The organism is Amycolatopsis sp. NPDC049253 (assembly GCF_040678995.1).
Classification (GTDB): Bacteria; Actinomycetota; Actinomycetes; order Mycobacteriales; family Pseudonocardiaceae; genus Amycolatopsis.
In genome coordinates this window covers 202,331-224,633 of the sequence record NZ_JBFAQX010000012.1, presented here as the reverse complement: position 1 = coordinate 224,633, position 22,303 = coordinate 202,331, and the positions used below count along the sequence as shown (strand labels likewise).

Here is a 22,303-nt window from a genome sequence, read left to right as displayed (position 1 = left end):
CCGACCGTAAGGTCGCACGAGGGTCGCGCGTCGACGCAGCGGACTCTTCCTAAGCGTCGACGCGCTGAGGAAGTACGAGGCCGGTCTGCGTTGTCACGGCGCTGACGTTAGACCGGCGTCCGCGCGAGTGTCAACTCTGCGGGACGGCGGTTCCGCATGCTGGACCGCCAGTACTGCTCTGCGGGCGGCCCCGCGACCCCGGCGCAAGCACGCCGGAGACGCGGTGCACCATTCATTGGTGGCCGAAAAAGAGCAGGACCAGCGCGCGGACGAAGGCCGGAAGGCCGTGTTCAAGATCCCCAGCACGGCGTACATGGCGATCGCGCTCCTGACCGTGTGTGTGACACCGATCGCACTCGGGGAGATCAACGGGCTGCAATGGCTGTACATCTTCCCGATCGCGCTGTTCGTCTTCGTCGTGCGCACGCGCACCGTCGCGACGCGCGAGGGCCTGGCGGTGCGGACGGTGTTCGGCAAGCGCGACCTCCCGTGGTCGGCGCTGAAGGGGCTCGCCATCACCGGCAAGGCTCGCGTGCGTGCCGTGCTGGGCGACGACACGCAGGTCACGTTGCCCACGGTGCGGACGCGCCACCTTCCGGTGCTCGCCCTCGTGAGCGAGGGGAAGATCAAAGACCCCTCGGGTGTGCTGAGTGACGAAGAACTGAAGCCGGCCGGCGAAAAAGCCGCCGCGAAGCCGGCCGAGAAGGCCCCGGAGCAGACCTCCGAGGCCGCGCCCGCCGAGACCGGCGGTTCAGCGGCCGAACCCAGCGAGTAGAATTGGTAGGACCAGTTTGCGGAGCGGTCTCGTGACTCCGCCTGGACCAGCCTTCTGACCTGGGAGAATGCCGTGCCGCACCTCCGTTCCCGGACCACCACCCACGGCCGCAATGCGGCGGGCGCGCGCTCGCTGTGGCGTGCGACCGGTATGACCGACAGCGACTTCGGCAAGCCGATCGTCGCGATCGCCAACTCCTACACGCAGTTCGTGCCGGGCCACGTGCACCTCAAGGACCTCGGGGAGATCGTCGCCGAGGCGGTGAAGGAGGCCGGGGGCATCGCGCGGGAGTTCCACACGATCGCCGTGGACGACGGCATCGCGATGGGCCACTCGGGCATGCTCTACTCGCTGCCCTCGCGCGAGATCATCGCGGACTCCGTGGAATACATGGTCAACGCGCACCAGGCCGACGCGCTCGTCTGCATCTCCAACTGCGACAAGATCACGCCGGGCATGCTCAACGCCGCCATGCGCCTGAACATCCCCACCGTGTTCGTCTCCGGCGGGCCGATGGAAGCCGGCAAGGCCGTGGTCGTCGGCGGCGTCGCCCAGGCGCCCACCGACCTGATCACCGCCATCGCCGCGTCGGCGAGCAGCGAGGTCGACGAGGACGGACTGACCGAGGTCGAGCGTTCGGCCTGCCCGACCTGCGGATCCTGCTCCGGCATGTTCACCGCGAACTCCATGAACTGCCTCACCGAGGCGCTGGGTCTGTCGCTGCCGGGCAACGGCTCCACTCTGGCCACGCACGCCGCGCGCCGCGAGCTGTTCTCCAACGCCGGCCGCACGGTCATCGACCTGTGCAAGCGCTGGTACGGCGAGGACGACGCCTCGGCGCTGCCGCGGTCGATCGCCACTCGCGAGGCGTTCGAGAATGCGATGGCGCTCGACATGGCCATGGGCGGGTCGACCAACACCGTGCTGCACATCCTCGCCGCCGCCCAGGAGGGCGAGGTCGACTTCACCATCAGCGACATCGACGACATCGGCCGCCGCGTGCCGTGCCTGTCCAAGGTCGCGCCGAACTCCGACTACCACATGGAAGACGTCCACCGGGCCGGCGGCATCCCCGCCATCCTCGGCGAGCTCTACCGCGGCGGGAAGCTGAACACCGGCGTCCACTCGGTCCACTCCCCCGACCTCGACTCGTGGCTGAAGGAGTGGGACATCCGCGCGGAGTCGCCGGCGGAGAAGGCGCTGGAGCTGTTCCACGCGGCGCCCGGCGGGGTGCGCACCACCAAGGCGTTCTCGACGGAGAACCGCTGGTCGTCGCTCGACACCGACGCCGCCGGAGGCTGCATCCGCGACGTCGAGCACGCGTACACGAAGGACGGCGGCCTCGCGATCCTGCGCGGCAACCTCGCCGAGAACGGCGCCGTGATCAAGGCCGCCGGCATCGACGAGGACCTGTGGCACTTCGAGGGCCCCGCGCGGGTGCTCGAGAGCCAGGAAGAGGCCGTGTCGGCGATCCTCAACAAGGAGATCCAGCCGGGTGACGTGCTGGTCATCCGCTACGAAGGCCCCGCCGGCGGGCCGGGCATGCAGGAGATGCTGCACCCCACCGCGTTCCTCAAGGGCTCGGGCCTGGGCAAGAAGTGCGCGCTGATCACGGACGGGCGCTTCTCCGGCGGCTCGTCGGGCATCTCCGTCGGTCACATCTCTCCGGAGGCGGCGGCGGGCGGCCTGATCGGCCTGGTCGAAAACGGCGACCGCATCCTGCTGGACGTCCACGAACGCCGCCTCGAGCTGCTGGTCGACGCCGAGATCCTGGCGGAGCGCCGGTCGAAGATGGAGGCGGCGGAGCGGCCATGGCAGCCGAAGGAGCGCCAGCGCCCGATCACGGCGGCGCTGCGCGCGTACGCCCGGATGGCGACCTCGGCCGACACGGGCGCGGTGCGGGACCCGAACAAGTGAGTCTTCGCTCGCGAGTCTGAAGTGCGGGAGGGCCGTCCACCTGGGGTGGGCGGCCCTTTCGTTTGTCGCCGCGTCGTTTGTCGCCGCGTCGTTTGTCGCCGCGTCGTTTGTCGCCGCGTCGTTGTCGCCGCGTCGTTTGTCGCCGCGTCGTTTGTCGCCGCTCAGTGGCGACGCCGTATTCGCGCAGGTCAGCAGTGGTCTAGGCAGCGTTTTCATCGGCGAGGGCCGTCCACCCGGGTGCGGGTGAACGGCCCTGTCCTCTGTTGCCGCTGAACGGCGATCCGCAGGTCAGCGCGTCAACACGATGACCACGACCGACGCCGCCGCGGCCAGCAGCAGCGAGACGATGCCCAGCGGCAGCGGCCGCTTGCGCCACGGCGTGTTCTTCTCCAGGGAGATGCGGCCGGCGCCGGTGAAAATCAGGGCGAGGGCGACGATGCCGATGAGGAGCTCGAACTCCCAGCCGCGGCCGTCGCCCTCGAAGAAGCCACCGTGGAACTTCGCGTAGACGACGTTCGCGGCGACCCCCAGGATGCCGGCGGCCGCGAGCGGCGTGAAGAGGCCTACGAGCAGCAGGGCGCTGCCGCCGACCTCGACGATGCCGGTGATCCAGGACAGCAGCGTGGTCTGCTTGTGGTAGCCGAACGTCTCGAGCAGGTGGGCGAAACCCGTGATGCCGGGTCCGCCGAACGCTCCGAACAGGTGCTGCAGGCCGTGGGCCCCCACGATCACGGCCAGCCCCACGCGCAGGATCAGCAGACCGAGGCCGAGGCCGCCCTGGCGCACTTCGTCGTCGTTGTTGCTCGTCGAGTCCTCGACCCCGGACAGCAGGCCGGTCTGGTAGTCGTCCCCTTGACTGGTCACGCGCGAAGGGTAGGGGATCCCGACCCCGGCCGCGAGCGAGCGCGCCGAGGTCAGGGGCCCCTTCGCGTCAGTATTCGCCGTGCACGATGTTGTCCGGCAGCTCGCCGCCCGCGTAACGCGCGATCTCGGCCGCGGCGACGGCGTACGAGCGTCGCCGCACACCGGCGACAGCCCCGCCGACGTGCGGCGTGAGCAGCAGACCCGGCGCGTGCCACAGCGGGTGGTCGGCCGGCAGCGGCTCGGGGTCCGTCACATCGAGCGCGGCGCGCAGGCGGCCCGCGGTGAGCTCGGCGAGGAGCGCGTCGGTGCGCACGACCGGTCCCCTCGCGGCGTTGACGAGCACGGCGCCGTCCGGCATCGCGGCGAGGAACTCGGCGTCGACCATGCCCCGCGTGCGTGACGTGAGGGGGACCATCAGCACCACGATGTCGTGGTGCGGCAACAGCTCGGGCAGCTCGGCGACGCCGTGGACCCCGTCGCGCGCCGACATGCCGACCATCGTGCAGCGGACGTCGAACGGTTCGAGCCGGCGCCGCAGCTGCCGGCCGAGGTCCCCGGCGCCGACGATCAGCGCGTGCCGGCCCTGCAGCGTTTCGGCGGAGCGGCGTTCCCAGTGACGTTCGCGGTGGGCGTCGGCGAAGACGTCCAGCTTCCGGTACATCGACAGCAAGACGGCGACGACCCATTCGGCCGTGCTGCCGCCGTGGGCGCCGCGGCAGGTGGAGAGCAGGACGCCGTCGGGGAGCTTGCCGACCCAGTCCTCGGCGCCGGCGGAGAGCAGCTGCACGAGCTTGAGGTTCGGCAGCTCGCGCCACAGCTCGTCGCCCGCCGGGTGCCGGCCGGGGATGAGAACCTCCGCCTTCGCGGCTTCCGGCGGCACGGGGTCGCCCCACTGGTAGCGCACGGCCTGCACCATCGGGAGCTCCGAGAGCGCCTCGACACCCTCGTCGTCGGGGACCAGCACAGTCAGCGTCATGATCGCCACGTTAGCCACTTACTCCGCGCTCACGCGTGGGCACCTAGGCTGGAGCATCATGCGTACCCGGTACCGGTGGTCGGCGCCGCTGGCCCTCCTCGCCGCTGGCGGACTCCTGCTGTCGGGCTGCGCGCGGTTCGACGACACCGCGGCCGGCCAGACGTTCAGCGCCGCCCCGGTGCCCAGTCCCGAGTCGCCGCCGCAGGTGCAGGACCCGAACGACCCTTCCGGCGACGGTCAAGGCGGCGTCGGTCAGGGCGGTCAGCAGCAGTCGCCCACGCCGATCCCGCCGCCGCAGGGGTGCAAGGACTTCGACAAGGCCGTCATCGCCACGTGCCTCGACACGGTCGCGGCCGTCGCCGGCCTCCCGGGCGACGGCTCGACGCCCGCGGCTCTCGCCGGTGAACGGAAATCGGGCCGCGTGGTTCTCGCCACAGCCGGCCGCGACGCGGCGCCGTTCGAGCAGCTCGACGTCGTCGCCACCGGTGACGGCGGCCTGACCTCGCTGGCGCTGTCGCCGAGCTACGTCGAGGACCAGCTGGTGTTCGCGTACATCACCACGGCGACCGACAACCGCGTCGTGCGCTTCGCGAAGGGCCAGCCGCCGAAGCCGGTGCTCACGGGCATCCCGAAGGGCGCGACCGGCAACCGCGGCGCCCTCGTCGGCGACGGCCGCGGCTCCCTGCTCGTCGCAACGGGCGACGCGGGCAACCCCGCGGCCGCGGCCGACCCGAAGTCGCTGGCGGGCAAGGTGCTGCGCATCGACACGTCGGGCAGCCCGGCCGCTGGCAACCCGACCGCGGGCTCCGCCGTGTACGCCTCGGGCCTGCACGCCCCCGGCGGCCTCTGCACCTCCCCCGGCGGCAAGCGCGTGTGGGTCACCGACCAGACCGCCGGCCCCGACGCGCTGTACCGCGTCCAGGCGGGCCAGCCCTTGTCGACGCCCGCGTGGACCTGGCCGGACAAGCCGGGTGTCCGAGGCTGCGCCGACTTCTCCGACCTGGACGGCCTCCTGAGCATCGCGTCGTCCGTCGGCCTGCAGAACCTGCCGGTCAACCCGGACGGCGCCGTCACCGGCCAACCCAACGTCAGCCTCGACGGCAAGGGCAAACCCCCCACGACGTACGGCCGCCTCGCCGCCATGAGCATGATCAGCCCCCAGCTGGCGGTCGCCGGCACCACCAACAAGGACGGCGGCAAACCCGTCTCCAGCGACGACCGCGTCGTCCTCATCACGATCGTCCAAACCGACGGCGGTCCGGGGAAAGACTGAGCCCCGGCTCCGGTCTGACCTGGGGGTTTGTGGTTGTCGCCGTTGAGTGGCGACGGCTTGATTCCGGGCTGATCTTCGCCCGGCTCGCTGCCTCAGCCGACGGCCCGAGCGCGTCGCCATCCTGCGACCAACGTCCGGACTCCACGTCACCTCCCGACCCCGCGAGTCCTTTCGCCGCCCGGCGGTGATTGGGCCCCCGAACCTCGGCACCACAGTGGTTGCCACTTCGCGGCGAATTGTGGTCGCCGTTCCCAGGCGAGCGGGCAGTCGCCGTTGGGAGGCCAATCCCGGTTGCGGTTCCCAGACGAAGCAGCAGTCGCCACCCGGTGGCGAATCGCTTTGCCTTTCCCTGGCGAAGTGGCAGTCGCCTGCACTGGCGAATTGCATTGCCGATCACCAGCGAAGCAGCAGCACTCGCTGCCCAGCGGCGAATCGCGGTTGCCGCACTCAGACGAGCAACTGACAATCGCCGCTCAGTGGCGAATCGCGTTGCTGATCACAGGCCAAGCACCAGCAGTCGCCACCTAGCGGCCAACCCCAGTGCCGCACCCAGACGCGCCGGCTATCGCCGTTCAGAGGCGAATCGCGGCGCCGTTCAGCGGCGAGGTGTCCGTCGCCGTTCAGAGGCGACGGCGGTTTCGCCCCTCAACGGCGAGAGCGCGGAGCCCGGCTTTCGGCGCGGGCCGCCCGGATGTCAAGGATCGACGCGGCGATCGACACCAGCACGGCGAGCAGCGCGATGTACCGGCCAACCCCCGGGTTGATCATCACGCCGGCCGTTTCCAGGAACGCCCGCTGGTCGCTGTCGAAGACCCAGTCCAGGGTCGTCCAGCCGATGACCATGAGCAGCAGCGAGGCGAGGCCCGCGACGAGCCACAGGTGCGGCAGGCCGCTGACCCGGGCCTTCCTGACCTGCCCGAAGAACACCACCACGAGCCCGACCAGAACCAGCACCAGCGGCGGGAACCACGAGAAGAAGTCCGAGTGCCAGGCCGAGCGCACGACGTCGTCGTGGGGCAGGGTGTTGAAGGCGTCGCGGACGTCGGCCGTGGCCGTGTCGGCGGTGAGGACCGTCCAGGGAAGAAACACCGCCACGAGCGCGAGCAGCCCGGCCCCCAGGCCGAGCCACTCGCGCCACGTGACGCGTTTGACGGAGAACGCCACTCAGGAACCGACGCGCTCGATGATGAGCTCGCGCACGCGCTTGGCGTCGGCCTGGCCCTTGGTGGCCTTCATGACCGCGCCGACGATCGCGCCCGCCGCGGCGACCTTGCCGCCGCGGATCTTGTCCGCGACGTCCGGCTGCGCGGCCAGAGCCTCGTCCACGGCGGCGATCAGCGCGGAGTCGTCGGAAACGACCTTCAGCCCGCGCTTGTCCACCACCTCACGCGGCGATCCCTCGCCGGCGAGCACGCCCTGCACGACCTCCTTGGCGAGCTTGTTCGTCAGCTCACCCGAGGACACGAGCGCGATCACCTCGGCCACCTGCACCGGCGTGATCGCCAGCTCCGCGAGTTCGACCTCGCGCGTGTTGGCCTCCTGTACCAGCGTGTTGACCCACCAGCCGCGGGCCTCGTCCGGCGTCGCGCCAGCCTCGACTGTCGCCGCGACGAGGTCGACGGCCCCGACGTTCAGCAGGTCGCGCAACGCTTCGTCCGACAGGTTCCACTCGGTCTGGATCCGCTTGCGCCGCTCGGCGGGCATCTCCGGCAGCGTCTTGCGCAGCTCCTCGACCCACTCGCGCGACGGCGCGATCGGCACCAGGTCGGGCTCCGGGAAGTACCGGTAGTCCTCTGCGGTCTCCTTGGTGCGCCCGCCGGAAGTGGTTCCGTCGGCCTCCTGGAAGTGCCGCGTCTCCTGCTTGATCGAGCCGCCGCCCGCGAGAATCGCCGCCTGGCGCGTCATCTCGTACCGCACGGCGCGCTCGACGCTGCGCAGCGAGTTGACGTTCTTCGTCTCGGTGCGCGTGCCGAACTCGGTGGCGTCCTTGTCCATCAGCGACACGTTGGCGTCACAGCGAAGGGACCCCTGGTCCATGCGGACGTCGGACACCTCGAGCGCCCGCAGCAGATCGCGCAGCGCCGAAACGTACGCGCGCGCCACCTCCGGCGCCCGCGCGCCCGTGCCCTCGATCGGCTTCGTGACGATCTCGATCAGCGGCACGCCCGCGCGATTGTAGTCGAGCAGCGAATAGTCCGCGCCGTGGATCCGGCCGGTCGCGCCGCCCATGTGCAGCGACTTGCCGGTGTCCTCCTCCATGTGCGCGCGCTCGATCTCCACGCGCACGACCTCGCCGTCGTCGAGCGTGACGTCGAGGTAGCCGTTGAAGGCGATCGGCTCGTCGTACTGCGAGGTCTGGAAGTTCTTCGGCTGGTCCGGGTAGAAGTAGTTCTTCCGCGCGAAGCGGCACCACTCGGCGATCTCGCAGTTGAGCGCCAGCCCGATGCGGATCGCGCCCTCCACGGCCTTGCCGTTCACCACGGGCAGCGCGCCGGGCAGCCCAAGGCACGTGGGGCACGTCTTCGTGTTCGGCTCGCCGCCGAACTCGTTGGCGCAGCCGCAGAACATCTTCGTCTTCGTGTTGAGCTCGACGTGGACCTCGAGCCCGAGCACCGGGTCGAAGCGCTCGACGACGTCGGCGTAGTCCATCAACTCGGCCACGGCAGTCACTTCGTTCCTCCCAGCTCCGGGACCTTGTGCACGAGCGACCCGCCGGCGGCGGCGTCGCGTGCGGCCTCGTAGGCGGCGCCGACGCGGTAGAGCCGGTCGTCGGCGAGCGCCGGGGCCATGATCTGCAGGCCGACCGGCAGGCCGTCCTCGTCGGACAGTCCACTCGGGACGCTCATGGCGGCGTTGCCCGCGAGGTTCGACGGGATGGTGCAGAGGTCGGCGAGGTACATCGCCATCGGGTCGTCCACGCGTTCGCCGATCTTGAACGCCGTGGTCGGCGTTGTCGGCGACACGAGCACGTCCACCTGCTCGAACGCGGAGGTGAAGTCCTGCGTGATGAGCGTGCGCACCTTCTGGGCCGAGCCGTAGTAGGCGTCGTAGTAGCCCGACGAAAGCGCGTACGTGCCCAGCATGATCCGGCGCTTCACCTCGGCGCCGAAGCCCTTTTCGCGCGTCAGCGACATGACCTCTTCGGCGCTGTGCGTGCCGTCGTCGGCCACGCGCAGGCCGTAGCGCATCGCGTCGAACCGCGCGAGGTTCGACGACGCCTCACTCGGCGCGATCAGGTAGTACGCGGGCAGCGCGTAGACGAAGTGCGGGCACGAGACCTCGACCACTTCGGCGCCCAGCGCGCGAAGCTGCTCGACGGCGGCCTGGAACGACCGCAGCACACCGGCCTGGTAGCCGTCGCCGGCGAACTCCTTCACCACGCCGACGCGCACGCCCTTGAGGTCGCCACTGGCCCCTTCACGCGCCGCGGCGACGACCGGCGGGACCGGTGCGTCGATCGACGTCGAGTCCATCGGGTCGTAGCCGGCGATGACCTCGTGCAGCAGCGCGGCGTCGAGCACCGTCCGCGCGCACGGGCCGGCCTGGTCGAGCGACGACGAGAAGGCGACGAGGCCGTAGCGCGAAACCCCGCCGTAGGTCGGCTTCACGCCGACCGTGCCCGTGACCGCGCCCGGCTGGCGGATCGAGCCGCCGGTGTCCGTACCGATGGCCAGCGCGGCCTCGAACGCCGCGATCGACGCCGACGAGCCACCACCCGAACCACCGGGGATGCGAGCGTGGTCCCACGGGTTGTGCGTGGGGCCGAAGGCGGAGTTCTCCGTGGACGAGCCCATGGCGAACTCGTCCATGTTCGTCTTGCCGAGGATGACGATGCCGGCCTCGCGCAGCCTGCGCGTGACGGTCGCGTCATACGGCGGGATCCACCCCTCCAGCGTGCGCGAACCGCACGTTGTGGGGACGCCCTCGGTGGTCAGCACGTCCTTCAGCGCCAGCGGCACGCCCGCCAGCGACGACGCGGGCTGCTCCCCCGCTGCCAGCTTCTCGTCGACGGACTTGGCCGCGCCCAGCGCGCCTTCCGTGTCGACGTGCAGGAACGCGTGCACATGGTCGTCAACCTCGGCGATCCGGTCCAGGTGCGCCTGGGTGACCTCGACCGCGGAGACCTCACGCGCGTGGATCTTCGCCGCCAGCTCGGCGGCGGTCAGCTTGACGAGTTCACTCACTGTTCTTCTCCCAGAATCCGCGGCACCCGGAACCGGCCCTCCTCGGCGGCCGGCGCGCCGGCCAGTGCCTGCTGCTGCGTCAGGCAGGGGCGGAGCTCGTCCTCGCGGAAGACGTTCGTCAGCGGCACGGAGTGCGAGGTCGGCGGAACGTCAGCCGCGGCGACCTGGCTCACCTTCGCCACCGAGTCCAGGATCTGGTCGAGCTGGCCCGCGAAGACGTCCAGCTCGTCATCGGTGACGGCCAGCCTGGCCAGCTTGGCGAGGTGCGCGACCTCGTCTCGGGAAATGTTGGGCACGCGGGTGACTCCCGGGGTGTGCTGTGCGGGTGCGGTCGGAAGCTGCAAGTCTATGGTGGCGGCGCCGGACGGCTCGACCGGGTTATGGCCGGACCTGCTGCGACCCGGGGTGTCCCGTTCGCCGGACAGCGGTCCCCAAGAAGTACCCGGTCTGTCACAATCGGCGCCCGGTTACCGCGTTCCGCGACAAGGCGGAACGCCTGAGGCGAGAGGGGCGTGTGGTGTCGTTCCTGCTGCGGGTCCAGCTTCCGGACTCCCCCGGCACCCTCGGCGCCGTCGCGACGGCGCTCGGCACCGTCGGCGCCGACATCCTCAGCGTCGACGTCGTGGAGCGCGGCGGCGGAGTCGCCATCGACGACCTCGTGGTCGAGCTCCCGTCCGGCCGGCTGCCGGACGCCCTCATCACCGCGGCCGAAAGCATCGAAGGCGTCGAGGTCGACGCGGTGCGCCCGTACGCGGGGGTGCTCGACACCCACCGCGAGCTGGAGCTCGTCGAGGAGATCGCGGCCCAGCCGAAGTCCGGGCTCGACCTGCTGGCCGAGGGCGTGCCGAAGATCATCCGCGCCGGCTGGGCCGTGGTTGTGGAGCACCGGGAAACGGGCACGCGCCGACTGGCTTCGTCGAGCGCGGCGCCGGAGAACCCCTTCACGGACCTGCCCTGGCTGCCGCTCGAGCGCGCCACCGTTCTCGACGGTGAAGAGGACTGGATCCCGGAGACGTGGAAGGAGCTGGGCACGGAGCTCGCGGCGACGCCGCTGGGCAAGCCGGGCAAGGCTCTTCTCGTGGCGCGCCCCGGTGGCCCCAACTTCCGTGCCGCGGAGGTCGCCCGCCTGGCCCACTTCGCCGGCATCGTCGCCGTCGTCCTGGACGGGTGACGGGTCCCGGAATCCGCCGCTGAGCTGGGATTCGCCGCGCAACGGCGACGGCTTCCTGCGGCGATTGACGGTTCTCGTCGGGTCGAGGTTCAGACCGTTCGGCGGGGTCGCCGCTGAGGGGCAACGACGCTTCAGCCGAGAAGCTCCGATCGAGCACGTGCGAGCACGGCCGCCCGTCGGTGGCACCTACTTCGGGGTGTCGCCGACGCGCGGCAACGCCCCTAGCCGCCGGCGCACCTCGGCCTCACCGTGCCCAGGCCGCTCGCCCGGACCTTCGCCGTCGCGGGTGCGTTGTCGAGAACCTCAGCACCCCGCCGCTAGGCGAGAGGCGTCGCCACAATCACACCGGCGATCAGGCCCGGCCGATGTCCTTCCAATGCCCAGAGTCGAACCGTCGCCACTCAGCGACTAAAGACCCTGACCAGCAGAAACACCCTACAAATCGTACTCATACGCGATCAAGGTGATGTTCGGAAACGGGTTCCAATCCCGCTCCGGCAACCGGCGAAACCCGATGCGCTCGTACAGCCGATGAGCCGTCCGCATCCGATCGAGGCTGCTCAACACGACTTTCCGCAACCCCAGGTCCCGTGCCCGCTCCAGCACCGCCCGCGTGAGCGCCTCGCCGATCCCCCGCCCACGCGCGGAACCGGCGACAGCCAGCATCCGGAACTCCAGCTCACCCTCACGCGAGATCTCCGCGTACGACGTGCCCGGCCGCACCACCGCGACCGTCCCGACCACCGCGTCGCCATCGACAGCCACCAGCAGCTCGGCGTGCTCGGCCCGGTGCGCGACGTCGCGCAGCTCGTTCTCGTACCCGACCTCGTCGGAAAGCAGACCGTCCAGGCGGTACGCCTCGACCGTCAGCTCCCCCACCGTCGCGAGCTCCTCGGCTCGCGGCGGCCTGATCTCGACGTCACCCATCGGAAGGTTCCTCGGTGGTACCGGTGTCCAACGCCACCTCGGCAGCCGCGTCCGGACCCCGCTCCAGCAGCACGCGGAAGCCGTCCTCGTCGAGCACCGGCACCTTGAGCTGCACGGCCTTCTCGTACTTCGACCCCGGCGCCTCACCCGCCACGACGAACGCCGTCTTCTTCGACACCGACCCCGCCGCCTTGCCGCCGCGGGCCATGATGGCTTCCTTGGCCTCGTCGCGGGAAAACCCGTCGAGCGAGCCGGTGACCACGATCGACAGCCCTTCGAGGTGACGCGGGATCGAGTCGTCGCGTTCCTCTTCCATCCGCACGCCGGCGCGTCGCCATTTTTCGACGATCTCCCGGTGCCAGTCGACCTCGAACCACTCCTGCACGGCGTGGGCGATGGTCGGCCCGACGCCGTCGACGTCGGCGAGCTCCTCCTCACTCGCCTCCTCGACCCGCTGGATCGACCCGAACTCGCGCGCCAGCGCCTGCGCCGCCGTCGGCCCGACGTGGCGGATCGACAGCGCGACGATCACCTTCCACAACGGACGATCCTTCGCCACGTCGAGGTTCGCCAGGAGCTTCCGTGCGTTGGCCGAGAGGTCGCCGGCCTTGGTGCGGAAGAGTTCCACCTCGGACAGCGCGTCCTCGCTGAGGTCGAAGACATCGCCCTCGTCGGCGACCACGCGCGCGTCGAGCAGCGCGACCGCCGCCTCGTACCCGAGCACCTCGATGTCGAACGCGCCGCGCCCCGCCAGGTGGAACAGCCGTTCCCGCAGCTGCGCGGGGCAGAAACGGGTGTTCGGGCAGCGGATGTCCTTGTCGCCTTCCTTCTGGTAGGCGAGTTCCGTGCCGCATTCCGGGCAGTGCGTGGGCATGACGAACTCGCGCTCGTCGCCCGTGCGCGCGTCGACGACCGGTCCCATCACCTCGGGGATGACGTCGCCCGCCTTGCGGATCACGATGCGGTCGCCGATCAGCACGCCCTTGCGCTTGACCTCTTCCGCGTTGTGCAGCGTCGCGCGCGCCACCGTCGACCCCGCGACCTTCACCGGCTCCGTGACGGCGAACGGCGTGACGCGCCCCGTGCGCCCGACGCCCACCTGGATGTCGAGCAACGTCGTGATCGCCTCTTCGGGCGCGTACTTGTAGGCGATCGCCCAACGTGGCGCGCGCGAAGTGGTCCCCAGCCGGCGTTGCAACGCGACCTGGTCGACCTTGATCACCACGCCGTCGATCTCGTGCTCGGCGTCGTGGCGGTGCTCGCCCCAGTACGCGATGTGGTCGGTGAGCTCCTTCGACGTGTGCAGCACGCGCGTGTGCGGCGAAACCGGCAGGCCCCACGCCACCAGCGCGTCATACGCGTGCGACTGCGTGACCGGCTCGAAGCCCTCGCGCTTGCCCAGGCCGTGGCAGATCAGCCGCAGCCGGCGTTCCTTCGTGATGCGCGGGTCCTTCTGCCGCAACGACCCCGCGGCCGTGTTGCGCGGGTTCGCGTACGGCGGCTTCCCCGCTTCGACCATCTTCGCGTTGAGCTCCAGGAAGTCCTCGACGCGGAAGAAGACCTCCCCGCGCACCTCGATGAGCTTCGGCACGGGGAACTCGTCGGTGCCGGTGAGCTGGTCGGGGACCTGCTCCAGCGTGCGGATGTTGAGCGTGACGTCCTCGCCCGTTCGGCCGTCGCCGCGGGTCAGGCCGCGCGTGAGCTTGCCGTCCTCGTAGAGGAGGTTGATGGCCAGGCCGTCGATCTTCAGCTCGGCCAGGTACTCCGTGGAGCCGATCTCCTTCTCGACGCGCTCCACCCAGGTGAGGAACTCGTCGGTGTCGAAGACGTTGTCCAGGCTCAGCATGCGTTCGAGGTGGTCGTACGCGGTGAACTCGGTGGAGAACGTGCCGCCCACGTTCTGCGTCGGCGAATCCGGCGTGACCAGCGCCGGGTACTCGTCCTCGAGCGTCTGCAGCTCGCCGAGGAGCGCGTCGAACTGCCCGTCGGAGACGATGGGCGAGTCCAGCACGTAGTAGCGGAACTGGTGCCCGCGGACGTCCTCGGCGAGGACGCCGTGGCGTTCGCGCACGTCGGCGGGAACGTCGGTGACGTCCTGGGCCGCTACTGCCGGTTCGGCGGGGGCGGCCAACTGGTCGTGGGGAAGGTCACTGCTCACGGGTGGTAACCCTAGCCGGAGGTGCCGACAGTTTCGTCCTCTTGCCCGGTCAGACCCCGGACCAGGTCACGGAGCTCCAGGAGGCCGATCGTGCCCTCCGGTTCGGTCTCCGCGGTCTCGACGCGGCGTAGCCGTTCGGCGGCGACGCGCTCACCGAGCGTGGCGTCCAGCGGGAGGAAGGTCATCGCGGTGCGCGCCGCCGGATCGAGGTCGGCCAGCGCGGGGTGGTAGACGGCCACGTCGACCACCCCCTCGTCCACCTGCGCGACGACACGCACGTCGGCCAGCGAGATGTGGTGGTCGCCGAGGTTCACCGTGACCTCGGTCGGGTCCGGGACCGGCGGCACGGAGTCGTGGTGCTCCCAGATGGCGTCGTCCGGCGGGGCGGCGGCCTTCCAGGCGTCGGTGAACGGCCGCAGCTCCGGGTCTTCCTGACCGGTGACGACGAGGGCGTAGATGGCCTGGCGGCCGCGTTCGAGGGAGAAGTGCAGTCGCGGGTGCAGGGCCTCGACCAGCACGCAGAGATCGTGCTCGACGCGGTGCGGTTCGCGGTCGCCCAAGGCCGCGTTGACCATGGGGAGCAGCTCGAACCAGCCGGCCCAGAACCTCGCCGCGGCCGCCTCGACGTCGGACGGCACGGGCTGGGCCGGCCACGGCGTGCGCGGGTCGGGCGGCGCGGCTTTGGCGTAGGTGTCGGCGCGGGCAGCGCGGCGGCGGAACAGGCCCATGGAACATCCCCCGTTGTCGATCGTTGCCCGACACGCTACCGCGCGCTCACCACGTCTCGGGCGGCTCCACGAAGGCCTTGCCGAGGTCGCGGGTGAGGGCGAGTGCGCGGCGCATCCATTCGTTCGTGGCGCCGGCCATCCCGCAGGTCGGCGTCGGGACGGCACGTTCGGCCAGGATCGACCGGTTGAAGCCGAGGCGGTCCACGAGCCTGAACGCGGGGTCGGCGACGTCCTTCAGCGTCGGGCGCGTGCCGGGATCCGTCGCCGGGACGAGGCCGAGGAACAGCGATGTGCCGCTGTCCCACGTTTCGCCGATCGCGTCCAGCGTCTCGGCCGACGCCTTGCCGAGCAGCGTGACGTCGAACGCGATGGCGTCCGCGCCGGCCGCCCTGAGCAGCGCGAGCGGCGGCTTCGGCGCGCAACAATGCACGACGACGGGCTGATCCGTGATCGCCCGCATGCCCTCGATCATGGTCGCCAGGAGTTCGCGCGCCTCCGGCTCCGGCACGGCCGAGACGTTCCCGTAGCCCGACGGAGTCGACAGGCCCCCGGCAAGCACCGCCGGCAACGACGGCTCGTCGATCTGCACGACGATCGGCGCCCCGATGCGCGCCTTCAGCTCGGCTACGTGCAGGGCGAGGCCGTCCAGCAGCGAAGACGTGAAGTCCCGGAGCGCGCCGCGGTCGGTGAGCACGCGGTGCCCGCGCGGCAGCTCGATGCCGGCGCCGAGCGTCCACGGCCCAGCCACCTGCGTCTTGAACACCGGCGGCACGACGCCGGCTTTTTCACGCGCTTCCTGCACGGCGTCGAGGTCCCACTGCAGGAGGTCTCGCCCTCGCCGGTGATCGTGCCCGGGCCGCCCCGCGACGCGGTACCCGCTCGGCACCACCTCCACGGCCAGGTCCACGAGCAGCGCCGCGGTGCGACCGAGAATGTCTGCCCCCACCCCACGCTCCGGCAACTCCGGCAGGTGCGGGAAGTCGGGCAGCTCGCCGAACACGACGGCGGCCGCCTCCGCCGGGTCCGCCCCGGGCATCGAGCCGATCGCGGTGGCCGCGCCGTCGGGCCAAGCTCGTTCAGTCACGTGCGAATTCTCGCCGAACGCACCCGGATGCCTCCCACCGCCCTCGTCGGGGTCACCCGAGTGAGCCGGACATTCGCCGCATATCCCTTTGCCTGCACCGATTTCGCGGAGACAGCGATACTCTGGATTGCCATGACGAGCTCCTCGCCACCACCGCCGGGCCGGCACCCCGACGAGGTGAGTCCCACCCGGCTCCGCAGGTGGGACGACGAGCCGCGCATCCCTGAGCGCCGCTACCCGGGCCGCTCCTTCGGCGGGACCCTGTTCACCGAAACTGTCCTCATCGTCAGCCGGCGCGCCGAGGTCGTCGAGACCACCGAGGAGTTCAGCGTCTTCGATCGCGACGGCACCCGTGTCGGCGGCGTGGCCGACGTCAGCCAAGGCTTCCTGCACAAGGCCGCGCGCCTGTTGCCGAAATACGACCAGTACGTCACCCACAAGTTCGAAGTCCGCGACGCCAACCACAGCACGGTGCTGAAAGTGGCGAGGCCGGCCAAGGAACTGCGCACGCGCTTCGTCGTCACCCGCGCCGACGAGACCCCGATCGGCGAGATCGTCCCCACCCGCACCCCGGGCGAGACGCGCTTCACCTTCGTCGTCGACGGCCGCACAGTCGGCCGCGTCGCCGCCTCCGGCCAGCAGGCGTGGGACGTGACCATCACCAACCACGCCGACACCGAGGTCGCCCGCGTCAGCAGCCCGCCGTCCGGGCCTTCGCCGATCGCCGGCGACACCTATGTCGTCGAAATCCCGCACCAGCTTCCCGAACCCCTGGCCAGCATGGTCGTCGCCACAACGCTCACGATCGAAACGGCCCTCACCCGCCAGACCGCCTGAGCACGTGACCGTTGTCTCAGGCCGCCCAGGTGGACACCGCGCCGGTGACGGCCCAATGTGAGGCGAAAGGCCGGGACGTCGGAGTCCTGCCTGGACGGAGGTCGCCGTGGAGCCGTTGCCCGAAGACAGCAACCGGAACTGGACAGAACCCGGGGTCTACGAAGTGGCCGCCGGCGTCTACCGGATCCCGTTGCCGTTGCCGAACGACGCCCTCCGCGCAGTGAACGTCTACGCCGTCACCGACGGCACCACCCTCGCCCTCGTCGACTCGGGCTGGGCCCTCACCGAAGCGCGCCAACTTCTAGCCGAGGCGCTCAAGGGCATCGGCGCCGAACTCGGTGACGTGCGTGAGTTCCTCGTCACCCACGTGCACCGCGACCACTACACCCAGGCCGTCGCCCTTCGGCGCGAATTCGGCAACAAGATCTCCTTGGGCCAATTGGAGGAACCTTCGCTGAAGGTCACCGCCGACCCGGACCAGCTGCCGATGCACGCACAGATCGAGCTCCTCCGGCACTCCGGCGCCGACGAAGTCATCGCCGCTCTGGGGCGAATGTTCACCGACGTCCCCCGCCGCACCGACCTCGACCTGTGGGAGGACCCGGACGAGTGGCTCACCCCCGGCCGCCGCCAGGTCCTGCCGAATCGCGAGCTCGAAGTGGTCCACACCCCCGGCCACACCACCGGCCACGTCGTTTTCCTCGACGACGCCGCGGGCCTGTTGTTCTCGGGCGACCACGTCCTCCCCCACATCACGCCGTCGATCGGCTTCCAGCCGGTGCCGGCCGAGTTGCCGCTCAACGACTACCTCGACTCACTTCGTCTCGTCCGCGGCTTGCCCGACCAGCGCATGCTGCCGGCCCACGGCCCGGTCGCGGACAGCGTGCACAAACGCATCGACGAACTACTCGAACACCACCGTCAGCGCCTCGAGACGATGGCCGCCCAGGTCGACGCCGGAGCCAGCACCGCGTTCGAGACCGCCAGCCGGCTCGGCTGGACCCGCCGTGGCCGTAAACTGTCCGAAATGGACGCGTTCAACCAGATGCTCGCCGTCCTCGAAACGGGCGCCCACCTCGACCTCCTCGTGTCGCAGAACAAACTGACGATCCAGCAGATCGACGGAGTTCGCCACTACCGGACGAACTGATCGGCCCCAGCGGCGAGAACTCCAACCGGCCACGCTGGAATACTGATCACCATGCCTGGTATCACCGTGAGGAAAGCCCGCCGCGACGACGTCGGAGCCATCGTGCAAATGCTCGTCGACGACCAACTCGGCGCGACCAGGGATTCAACCGACGACCTCGAGCCTTACCTTCGGGCCTTCGAAGCCATCGACGCCGACCCGCAACAGCTTCTGGTCGTGGCCACGTCGAACGACGAACCCGTGGCGACGCTGCAACTCACGATCATCCCCGGCCTCGCTCGTCGGGGCGCCCTCCGCGGGCAGATCGAAGCGGTGAGGGTCCGCAGCGACCATCGAAGCGCGGGGCTCGGCGGAGACCTCGTCCAATGGGCCATCGACGAGTGCCGCCGGCGCGGATGCGCCCTGGTGCAACTCACCTCCGACACCTCCCGGACCGCAGCGCACCGGTTCTACGAACGACTCGGTTTCGTAGCCAGCCACACCGGTTTCAAACTTCGCCTCTGACCCTTCCTCCGACTGTCCATTCAGCACGGATCGCCCTTGCCCGCCGCACCACCGGACGACTCCACGTTGCCACGAATCCCGGGTGACGCCAAGAAAAAGTGCGCGAACGGCCCGTTCGTGCCGTTTTGATGACCACGCACCGACTGATGCGTATCGTCGCCGCCATGACCAAATCGAAGCCGGCGACGGCAGCCGCCGACGATTCCCATAACGCCCCCGAAACCGCCGATCTCGACTTCCTTCTCCGTGCCATGCAAGCGAACCTCGAGATTTTCGAGCGCTTGCAGACAAAGCAGCTCATGCAGGTGACCAAGGACGCGGGTCACCAGATCGCCCGACTTCAAGCACTTCAACTCCACTGCCTCGCCGGGCTGCGCAGGCGAAGAACGGACGCCCGGGAACTGGCCTCCGAAGTGGCATTGACCTTGCATCTCACGGACAACCGAGCCGGCGCGATGATTTCCGCGGCCGAGGCCCTGGCGAACCGACTCCCTCGGACGTTTCGCCTTATGGACAGCGGGTTTGTCGACCTGTATCGCGCCATGAAGGTCACCGAGGGCACCGGGTGGCTGTCCGATCACCACGCCCGGATCGTCGACACCCTGCTCGAAGACCGCCTGTCCGACAAGAACCCGACGCAGATCCGCAAAGCCACCGCGTACGCCGCGATGAAGACCGACCCCGAAGGAGCAGCGAACCGCGTCACGCAACGGCACGCTGAACGCCGGACCGTCCTGCACCACCAGTCCGAGGGCATCTCACAACTCTCCATCGACAATGCACCCACAGAGAAGGCCACTGCCGCTTATCTCCGTATCGACAAAATCGCCCGAACACTCAAGACAAGCGACGAGAAGCGGACGCTCGACCAGCTACGCGCAGACGTCGCGCTCGACCTCCTGCTGACGGGCAAGGGTGGCGCCGCCGAGCAGGCCGAGGTCTATCTCTACGTCGACCTCCAGACCTATCTGGGGCTCAACGACGACCCAGCTGAGCTGGCCGGGCACGGGCACGTTCCGGCCGAGGTCGCCCGGCACATCGCGACCGGTCCCGACACGACGCTGCGGCGGATCATCACCGACCCGCTCACCGGGCAGGTGATCGAAGTCGGCAAGTTCCGTTACCGGCCGAGCATCGACGTCGAGGAGTTCGTGCGGGTCCGGGACCGCGAGTGCCGTCAGCCCGGTTGCCCGCGGCCCGCGCACAATTGCTTGACCGAGCCGACGCCGACGAAGGCCGGGTCGGCAACCGATACTGACGGAACGCTGAGCTACTGCATCCGCCACCGGCGCCTGAAGAATCGCGCCGATTGGAAGTATCAGGTCCGCGACGACGGAAAGCTCGTCATCACGACACCGACCGGCCACAAGGTCGAGAGCATTCCACCGCCGCTCCACGAGCCCGGCCCGCAGGTCGAGCACCCCGTGGAGACGCGCAAGGGAGCCTGAGCGGCGAGGTCAGCGCGTGCTGGAAATCTTCGCGCTGCCGAGGACGAGATCGCCGGCGCCGGCATCCGGCCGGTACAAGACCACGACCTGACCAGGCGCAACGCCCCGGAGCGGCTCGCGCAGCTGGACGCTGACATGCGCGCCGTCTGCCTCGACGACCGCTTCGGCGATGCCGCCGTGCGCTCGAACCTGCACGACGCATTCGGTCGGACCTTCGAGCGCGCGCCCGCTGGGCCAGATCGCCCGGTCGGCCTCGATCACGTCAACGCCAAGGCCGGTCGACGAGCCGACCTTCACCGTGCCCGAAACAGGCTCGAGCGAAAGCACGTACCTGGGTCGCCCGTCGGTGGCCGGCGCGTCGATACCAAGACCCTTGCGCTGGCCGACGGTGAAGCCGTGCACACCCGTGTGCTGTCCGAGGACAGCTCCGGTCTCGGCGTCGACCAGCTGCCCCGGTCGCTGCCCCAGCCGGTTCTCGAGGAACTGCTTGGTGTCACCGTCGGGGATGAAGCAGATGTCGTGGCTGTCCGGCTTGTTGGCCACCGAAAGGCCACGCTGCTCCGCCTCGGCGCGGACATCCGACTTCCACGAATCGCCCAGCGGGAACATCGCGTGGCTGAGCTGTTCGGGTGTAAGGGACGCCAGCACGTATGACTGGTCCTTGCCCTCATCGGCGCTCCGGCGAAGCTCGAGCTCGCCATCAACCGTGGCTAGGCGCGCGTAGTGGCCGGTGGCCACGGCATCGAAGCCGAGCGCCATTGCCTTCTCCAGCAACGCTTCGAACTTGATCTTCTCGTTGCATGTCACGCACGGGTTCGGCGTCCGACCGGCCGCGTACTCGCCGACGAACGTCTCGACGACCTCTTCGGTGAAGCGTTCGGCGAAATCCCAGATGTAGAAGGGAATCCCGAGGATGTCGGCTGCGCGACGGGCGTCGTGCGAGTCCTCAATGGTGCAGCAGCCGCGCGAACCCGTCCGCAGCGTGCCTGGTTTCGCGGACAGCGCCAGGTGCACGCCGACGACATCGTGGCCGGCGTCAACCGCTCGCGCCGCGGCGACGGCCGAGTCGACTCCTCCACTCATTGCAGCCAGTACCCGCATCGCTTACACCTCTTGCTTCTGGGTCTGCTTGCGCATGCCGGCAAGTCCCGCCTGCCGCGCCCGGGCGACGACCCCGCCGATCTCCCGCGCGAGCGCGCTCACGTCATCCAGTGTCGATGTGTGGCCGAGAGAGAAGCGCAGGGAGCCGCGGGCGGCCGCAGCGTCAGCGCCCATCGCCAGCAACACGTGGCTCGGCTGGGCGACGCCTGCGGTGCAGGCCGAGCCGGTGGAGCATTCGATTCCCTTGGCGTCCAGCAGCATCAGCAGGCTGTCACCGGCACAGCCGGGGAAGGTGAAGTGGGCGTGGCCGGGCAGGCGCTCACCGCGTCCGCCGTTGAGGATCGCGTCGGGGACCTCGCGCTGGACGGCCTCGATGAGCTCGTCGCGGAGCTTCTCCACGCGCGCCGCGTATTCGGCGCGGCTCTCGACCGCCACGCGGACGGCGGTGGCGAAGCTGACGATGGCCGGGACGTCGAGGGTGCCGGAGCGGACACTGCGTTCTTGTCCGCCGCCGTGGAGAACCGGGGTGCACTCGGTGTCGCGGCCGAGGAGGAGGGCGCCGACGCCGTACGGGCCGCCGAGCTTGTGGCCCGTCAGGGTCAGGGCGGCGGCGCCGCTGGCGGCGAAGTCGACCGGGACGGCGCCGACGGCCTGGACGGCGTCGGTGTGCAGCGGGATGTCGTGCTGCGCACAAATGGCGGCGAGCTCGGCGATCGGGTTGATGCTGCCGACCTCGTTGTTGGCCCACATGACCGTTGCGACGGCGACTGTCTCGGGCGAGGACTCGATTGCTGCGCGCAGGGTTGCCGGCGGGACGCGGCCTTGGTCGTCGACCTCGAGCCAAGTGACTTCGGCACCGCACTGGGACTCGAGCCATTCGACGGTGTCGAGGATCGCGTGGTGTTCCACGACGCTGCACAGGATGCGGCGGCGACCGGCGTCAGCGCTCTGGCGGGCCCAGTAGATGCCCTTGACGGCGAGGTTGTCACTCTCCGTGCCACCGCCGGTGAAGATCACCTCGGAGGGCCGGGCGCCCAGGGCTTCGGCGATGATCTCGCGGGATTCCTCCACGACGCGGCGTGCACGACGTCCCGAAGAGTGCAGCGCGGAGGCGTTGCCCACGGTGGACAAAGCCTCGGTCATCGCCGCTACGGCTTCGGGCAGCATCGGGGTGGTCGCCGCATGGTCGAGATAGGTCATCGCCAC

At 69.9% G+C, this 22,303-nt stretch carries 20 protein-coding genes; 8 read left to right on the top strand and 12 right to left on the bottom strand.

What is annotated here, in order from left to right:
* Positions 1-238 precede the first annotated feature (238 nt).
* Positions 239-775 carry a PH domain-containing protein gene (locus AB0K15_RS26800; protein WP_364055929.1) on the top strand — a complete coding sequence of 179 codons (537 nt, stop codon included), beginning with the start codon at positions 239-241 and terminating at the stop codon, positions 773-775.
* A gap of 72 nt (positions 776-847) precedes the next feature.
* Positions 848-2,692: a dihydroxy-acid dehydratase gene (ilvD, locus tag AB0K15_RS26795; protein ID WP_364055926.1), complete on the top strand. Its 1,845-nt coding sequence runs from the start codon at positions 848-850 to the stop codon at positions 2,690-2,692.
* 288 nt (positions 2,693-2,980) lie between these two features.
* On the opposite strand, the gene AB0K15_RS26790 is transcribed toward ilvD, so the two are convergent.
* Positions 2,981-3,556, bottom strand: a complete 576-nt coding sequence (locus AB0K15_RS26790) for a DoxX family protein (RefSeq protein ID WP_364055923.1) — start codon at positions 3,554-3,556, stop codon at positions 2,981-2,983.
* 67 nt (positions 3,557-3,623) lie between these two features.
* The gene (locus AB0K15_RS26785; RefSeq protein ID WP_364055920.1) at positions 3,624-4,532 is read right to left on the bottom strand and encodes a 2-hydroxyacid dehydrogenase; all 909 of its coding nucleotides are present in this window, start codon (positions 4,530-4,532) and stop codon (positions 3,624-3,626) included.
* A 58-nt stretch (positions 4,533-4,590) separates the two neighbouring features.
* On the opposite strand from AB0K15_RS26785, the gene AB0K15_RS26780 reads away from it, so the two are divergent.
* Positions 4,591-5,805 (top strand): PQQ-dependent sugar dehydrogenase, encoded by a 1,215-nt coding sequence (locus AB0K15_RS26780; protein ID WP_364055917.1) that lies wholly within the window; start codon positions 4,591-4,593, stop codon positions 5,803-5,805.
* Between the two features lie 645 nt (positions 5,806-6,450).
* Here AB0K15_RS26780 and AB0K15_RS26775 read toward each other — a convergent pair.
* Genes AB0K15_RS26775 through gatC form a run of 4 tightly spaced genes read right to left on the bottom strand, consistent with a single transcriptional unit; the run spans position 6,451 to position 10,285 of the window.
* A complete protein-coding gene (locus AB0K15_RS26775; protein ID WP_364055914.1) occupies positions 6,451-6,969 on the bottom strand; it encodes a hypothetical protein in 519 nt (172 codons plus the stop codon).
* Complete coding sequence (gene gatB, locus AB0K15_RS26770; RefSeq protein WP_364055911.1) at positions 6,970-8,475, bottom strand: Asp-tRNA(Asn)/Glu-tRNA(Gln) amidotransferase subunit GatB; 1,506 nt, start codon at positions 8,473-8,475, stop codon at positions 6,970-6,972.
* Complete coding sequence (gene gatA, locus AB0K15_RS26765; protein ID WP_364055908.1) at positions 8,472-9,989, bottom strand: Asp-tRNA(Asn)/Glu-tRNA(Gln) amidotransferase subunit GatA; 1,518 nt, start codon at positions 9,987-9,989, stop codon at positions 8,472-8,474. The genes gatB and gatA overlap by 4 nt, the downstream gene beginning before the upstream one ends.
* Positions 9,986-10,285 (bottom strand): Asp-tRNA(Asn)/Glu-tRNA(Gln) amidotransferase subunit GatC, encoded by a 300-nt coding sequence (gatC, locus tag AB0K15_RS26760; RefSeq protein ID WP_364055905.1) that lies wholly within the window; start codon positions 10,283-10,285, stop codon positions 9,986-9,988. The genes gatA and gatC overlap by 4 nt, the downstream gene beginning before the upstream one ends.
* A 221-nt stretch (positions 10,286-10,506) precedes the next feature.
* On the opposite strand from gatC, the gene AB0K15_RS26755 reads away from it, so the two are divergent.
* Positions 10,507-11,160 (top strand): amino acid-binding protein, encoded by a 654-nt coding sequence (locus AB0K15_RS26755; protein WP_364055902.1) that lies wholly within the window; start codon positions 10,507-10,509, stop codon positions 11,158-11,160.
* A gap of 435 nt (positions 11,161-11,595) precedes the next feature.
* Here AB0K15_RS26755 and AB0K15_RS26750 read toward each other — a convergent pair whose 3' ends face one another.
* From AB0K15_RS26750 to AB0K15_RS26735, 4 genes are read right to left on the bottom strand one after another with little or no spacing between them, the layout of a single operon-like run.
* A complete protein-coding gene (locus AB0K15_RS26750; protein WP_364055899.1) occupies positions 11,596-12,087 on the bottom strand; it encodes a GNAT family N-acetyltransferase in 492 nt (163 codons plus the stop codon).
* Positions 12,080-14,245 (bottom strand): NAD-dependent DNA ligase LigA, encoded by a 2,166-nt coding sequence (gene ligA / locus AB0K15_RS26745; RefSeq protein ID WP_364055897.1) that lies wholly within the window; start codon positions 14,243-14,245, stop codon positions 12,080-12,082. The genes AB0K15_RS26750 and ligA overlap by 8 nt, the downstream gene beginning before the upstream one ends.
* Positions 14,246-14,256: 11 nt before the next feature.
* Positions 14,257-14,973 (bottom strand): hypothetical protein, encoded by a 717-nt coding sequence (locus AB0K15_RS26740; protein ID WP_364055895.1) that lies wholly within the window; start codon positions 14,971-14,973, stop codon positions 14,257-14,259.
* 46 nt (positions 14,974-15,019) lie between these two features.
* Positions 15,020-16,057, bottom strand: coding sequence for a methionine synthase (locus AB0K15_RS26735; RefSeq protein ID WP_364055893.1), 1,038 nt, complete (start codon positions 16,055-16,057; stop codon positions 15,020-15,022).
* Between AB0K15_RS26735 and AB0K15_RS26730 the strand changes: the two genes are divergently transcribed.
* The 4 genes from AB0K15_RS26730 to AB0K15_RS26715 all read left to right on the top strand — a co-directional run bounded on the left by AB0K15_RS26730 (position 16,058) and on the right by AB0K15_RS26715 (position 19,996).
* Positions 16,058-16,894 carry a scramblase gene (locus AB0K15_RS26730; protein ID WP_364055890.1) on the top strand — a complete coding sequence of 279 codons (837 nt, stop codon included), beginning with the start codon at positions 16,058-16,060 and terminating at the stop codon, positions 16,892-16,894.
* A gap of 106 nt (positions 16,895-17,000) precedes the next feature.
* Positions 17,001-18,044 (top strand): MBL fold metallo-hydrolase, encoded by a 1,044-nt coding sequence (locus AB0K15_RS26725; RefSeq protein WP_364055887.1) that lies wholly within the window; start codon positions 17,001-17,003, stop codon positions 18,042-18,044.
* A gap of 51 nt (positions 18,045-18,095) precedes the next feature.
* Complete coding sequence (locus tag AB0K15_RS26720; RefSeq protein ID WP_364055884.1) at positions 18,096-18,548, top strand: GNAT family N-acetyltransferase; 453 nt, start codon at positions 18,096-18,098, stop codon at positions 18,546-18,548.
* 164 nt (positions 18,549-18,712) lie between these two features.
* Positions 18,713-19,996, top strand: a complete 1,284-nt coding sequence (locus AB0K15_RS26715) for a DUF222 domain-containing protein (RefSeq protein WP_364055881.1) — start codon at positions 18,713-18,715, stop codon at positions 19,994-19,996.
* Positions 19,997-20,005: 9 nt separating this feature from the next.
* On the opposite strand, the gene mnmA is transcribed toward AB0K15_RS26715, so the two are convergent.
* Together mnmA and AB0K15_RS26705 are read right to left on the bottom strand one after the other, a co-directional pair.
* On the bottom strand, positions 20,006-21,097 hold the full coding sequence (mnmA, locus tag AB0K15_RS26710; RefSeq protein ID WP_364055878.1) for a tRNA 2-thiouridine(34) synthase MnmA: 1,092 nt from the start codon (positions 21,095-21,097) through the stop codon (positions 20,006-20,008).
* 3 nt (positions 21,098-21,100) lie between these two features.
* A complete protein-coding gene (locus tag AB0K15_RS26705) occupies positions 21,101-22,297 on the bottom strand; it encodes a cysteine desulfurase family protein (protein ID WP_364055875.1) in 1,197 nt (398 codons plus the stop codon).
* Between the last annotated feature and the right edge of the window lie 6 nt (positions 22,298-22,303).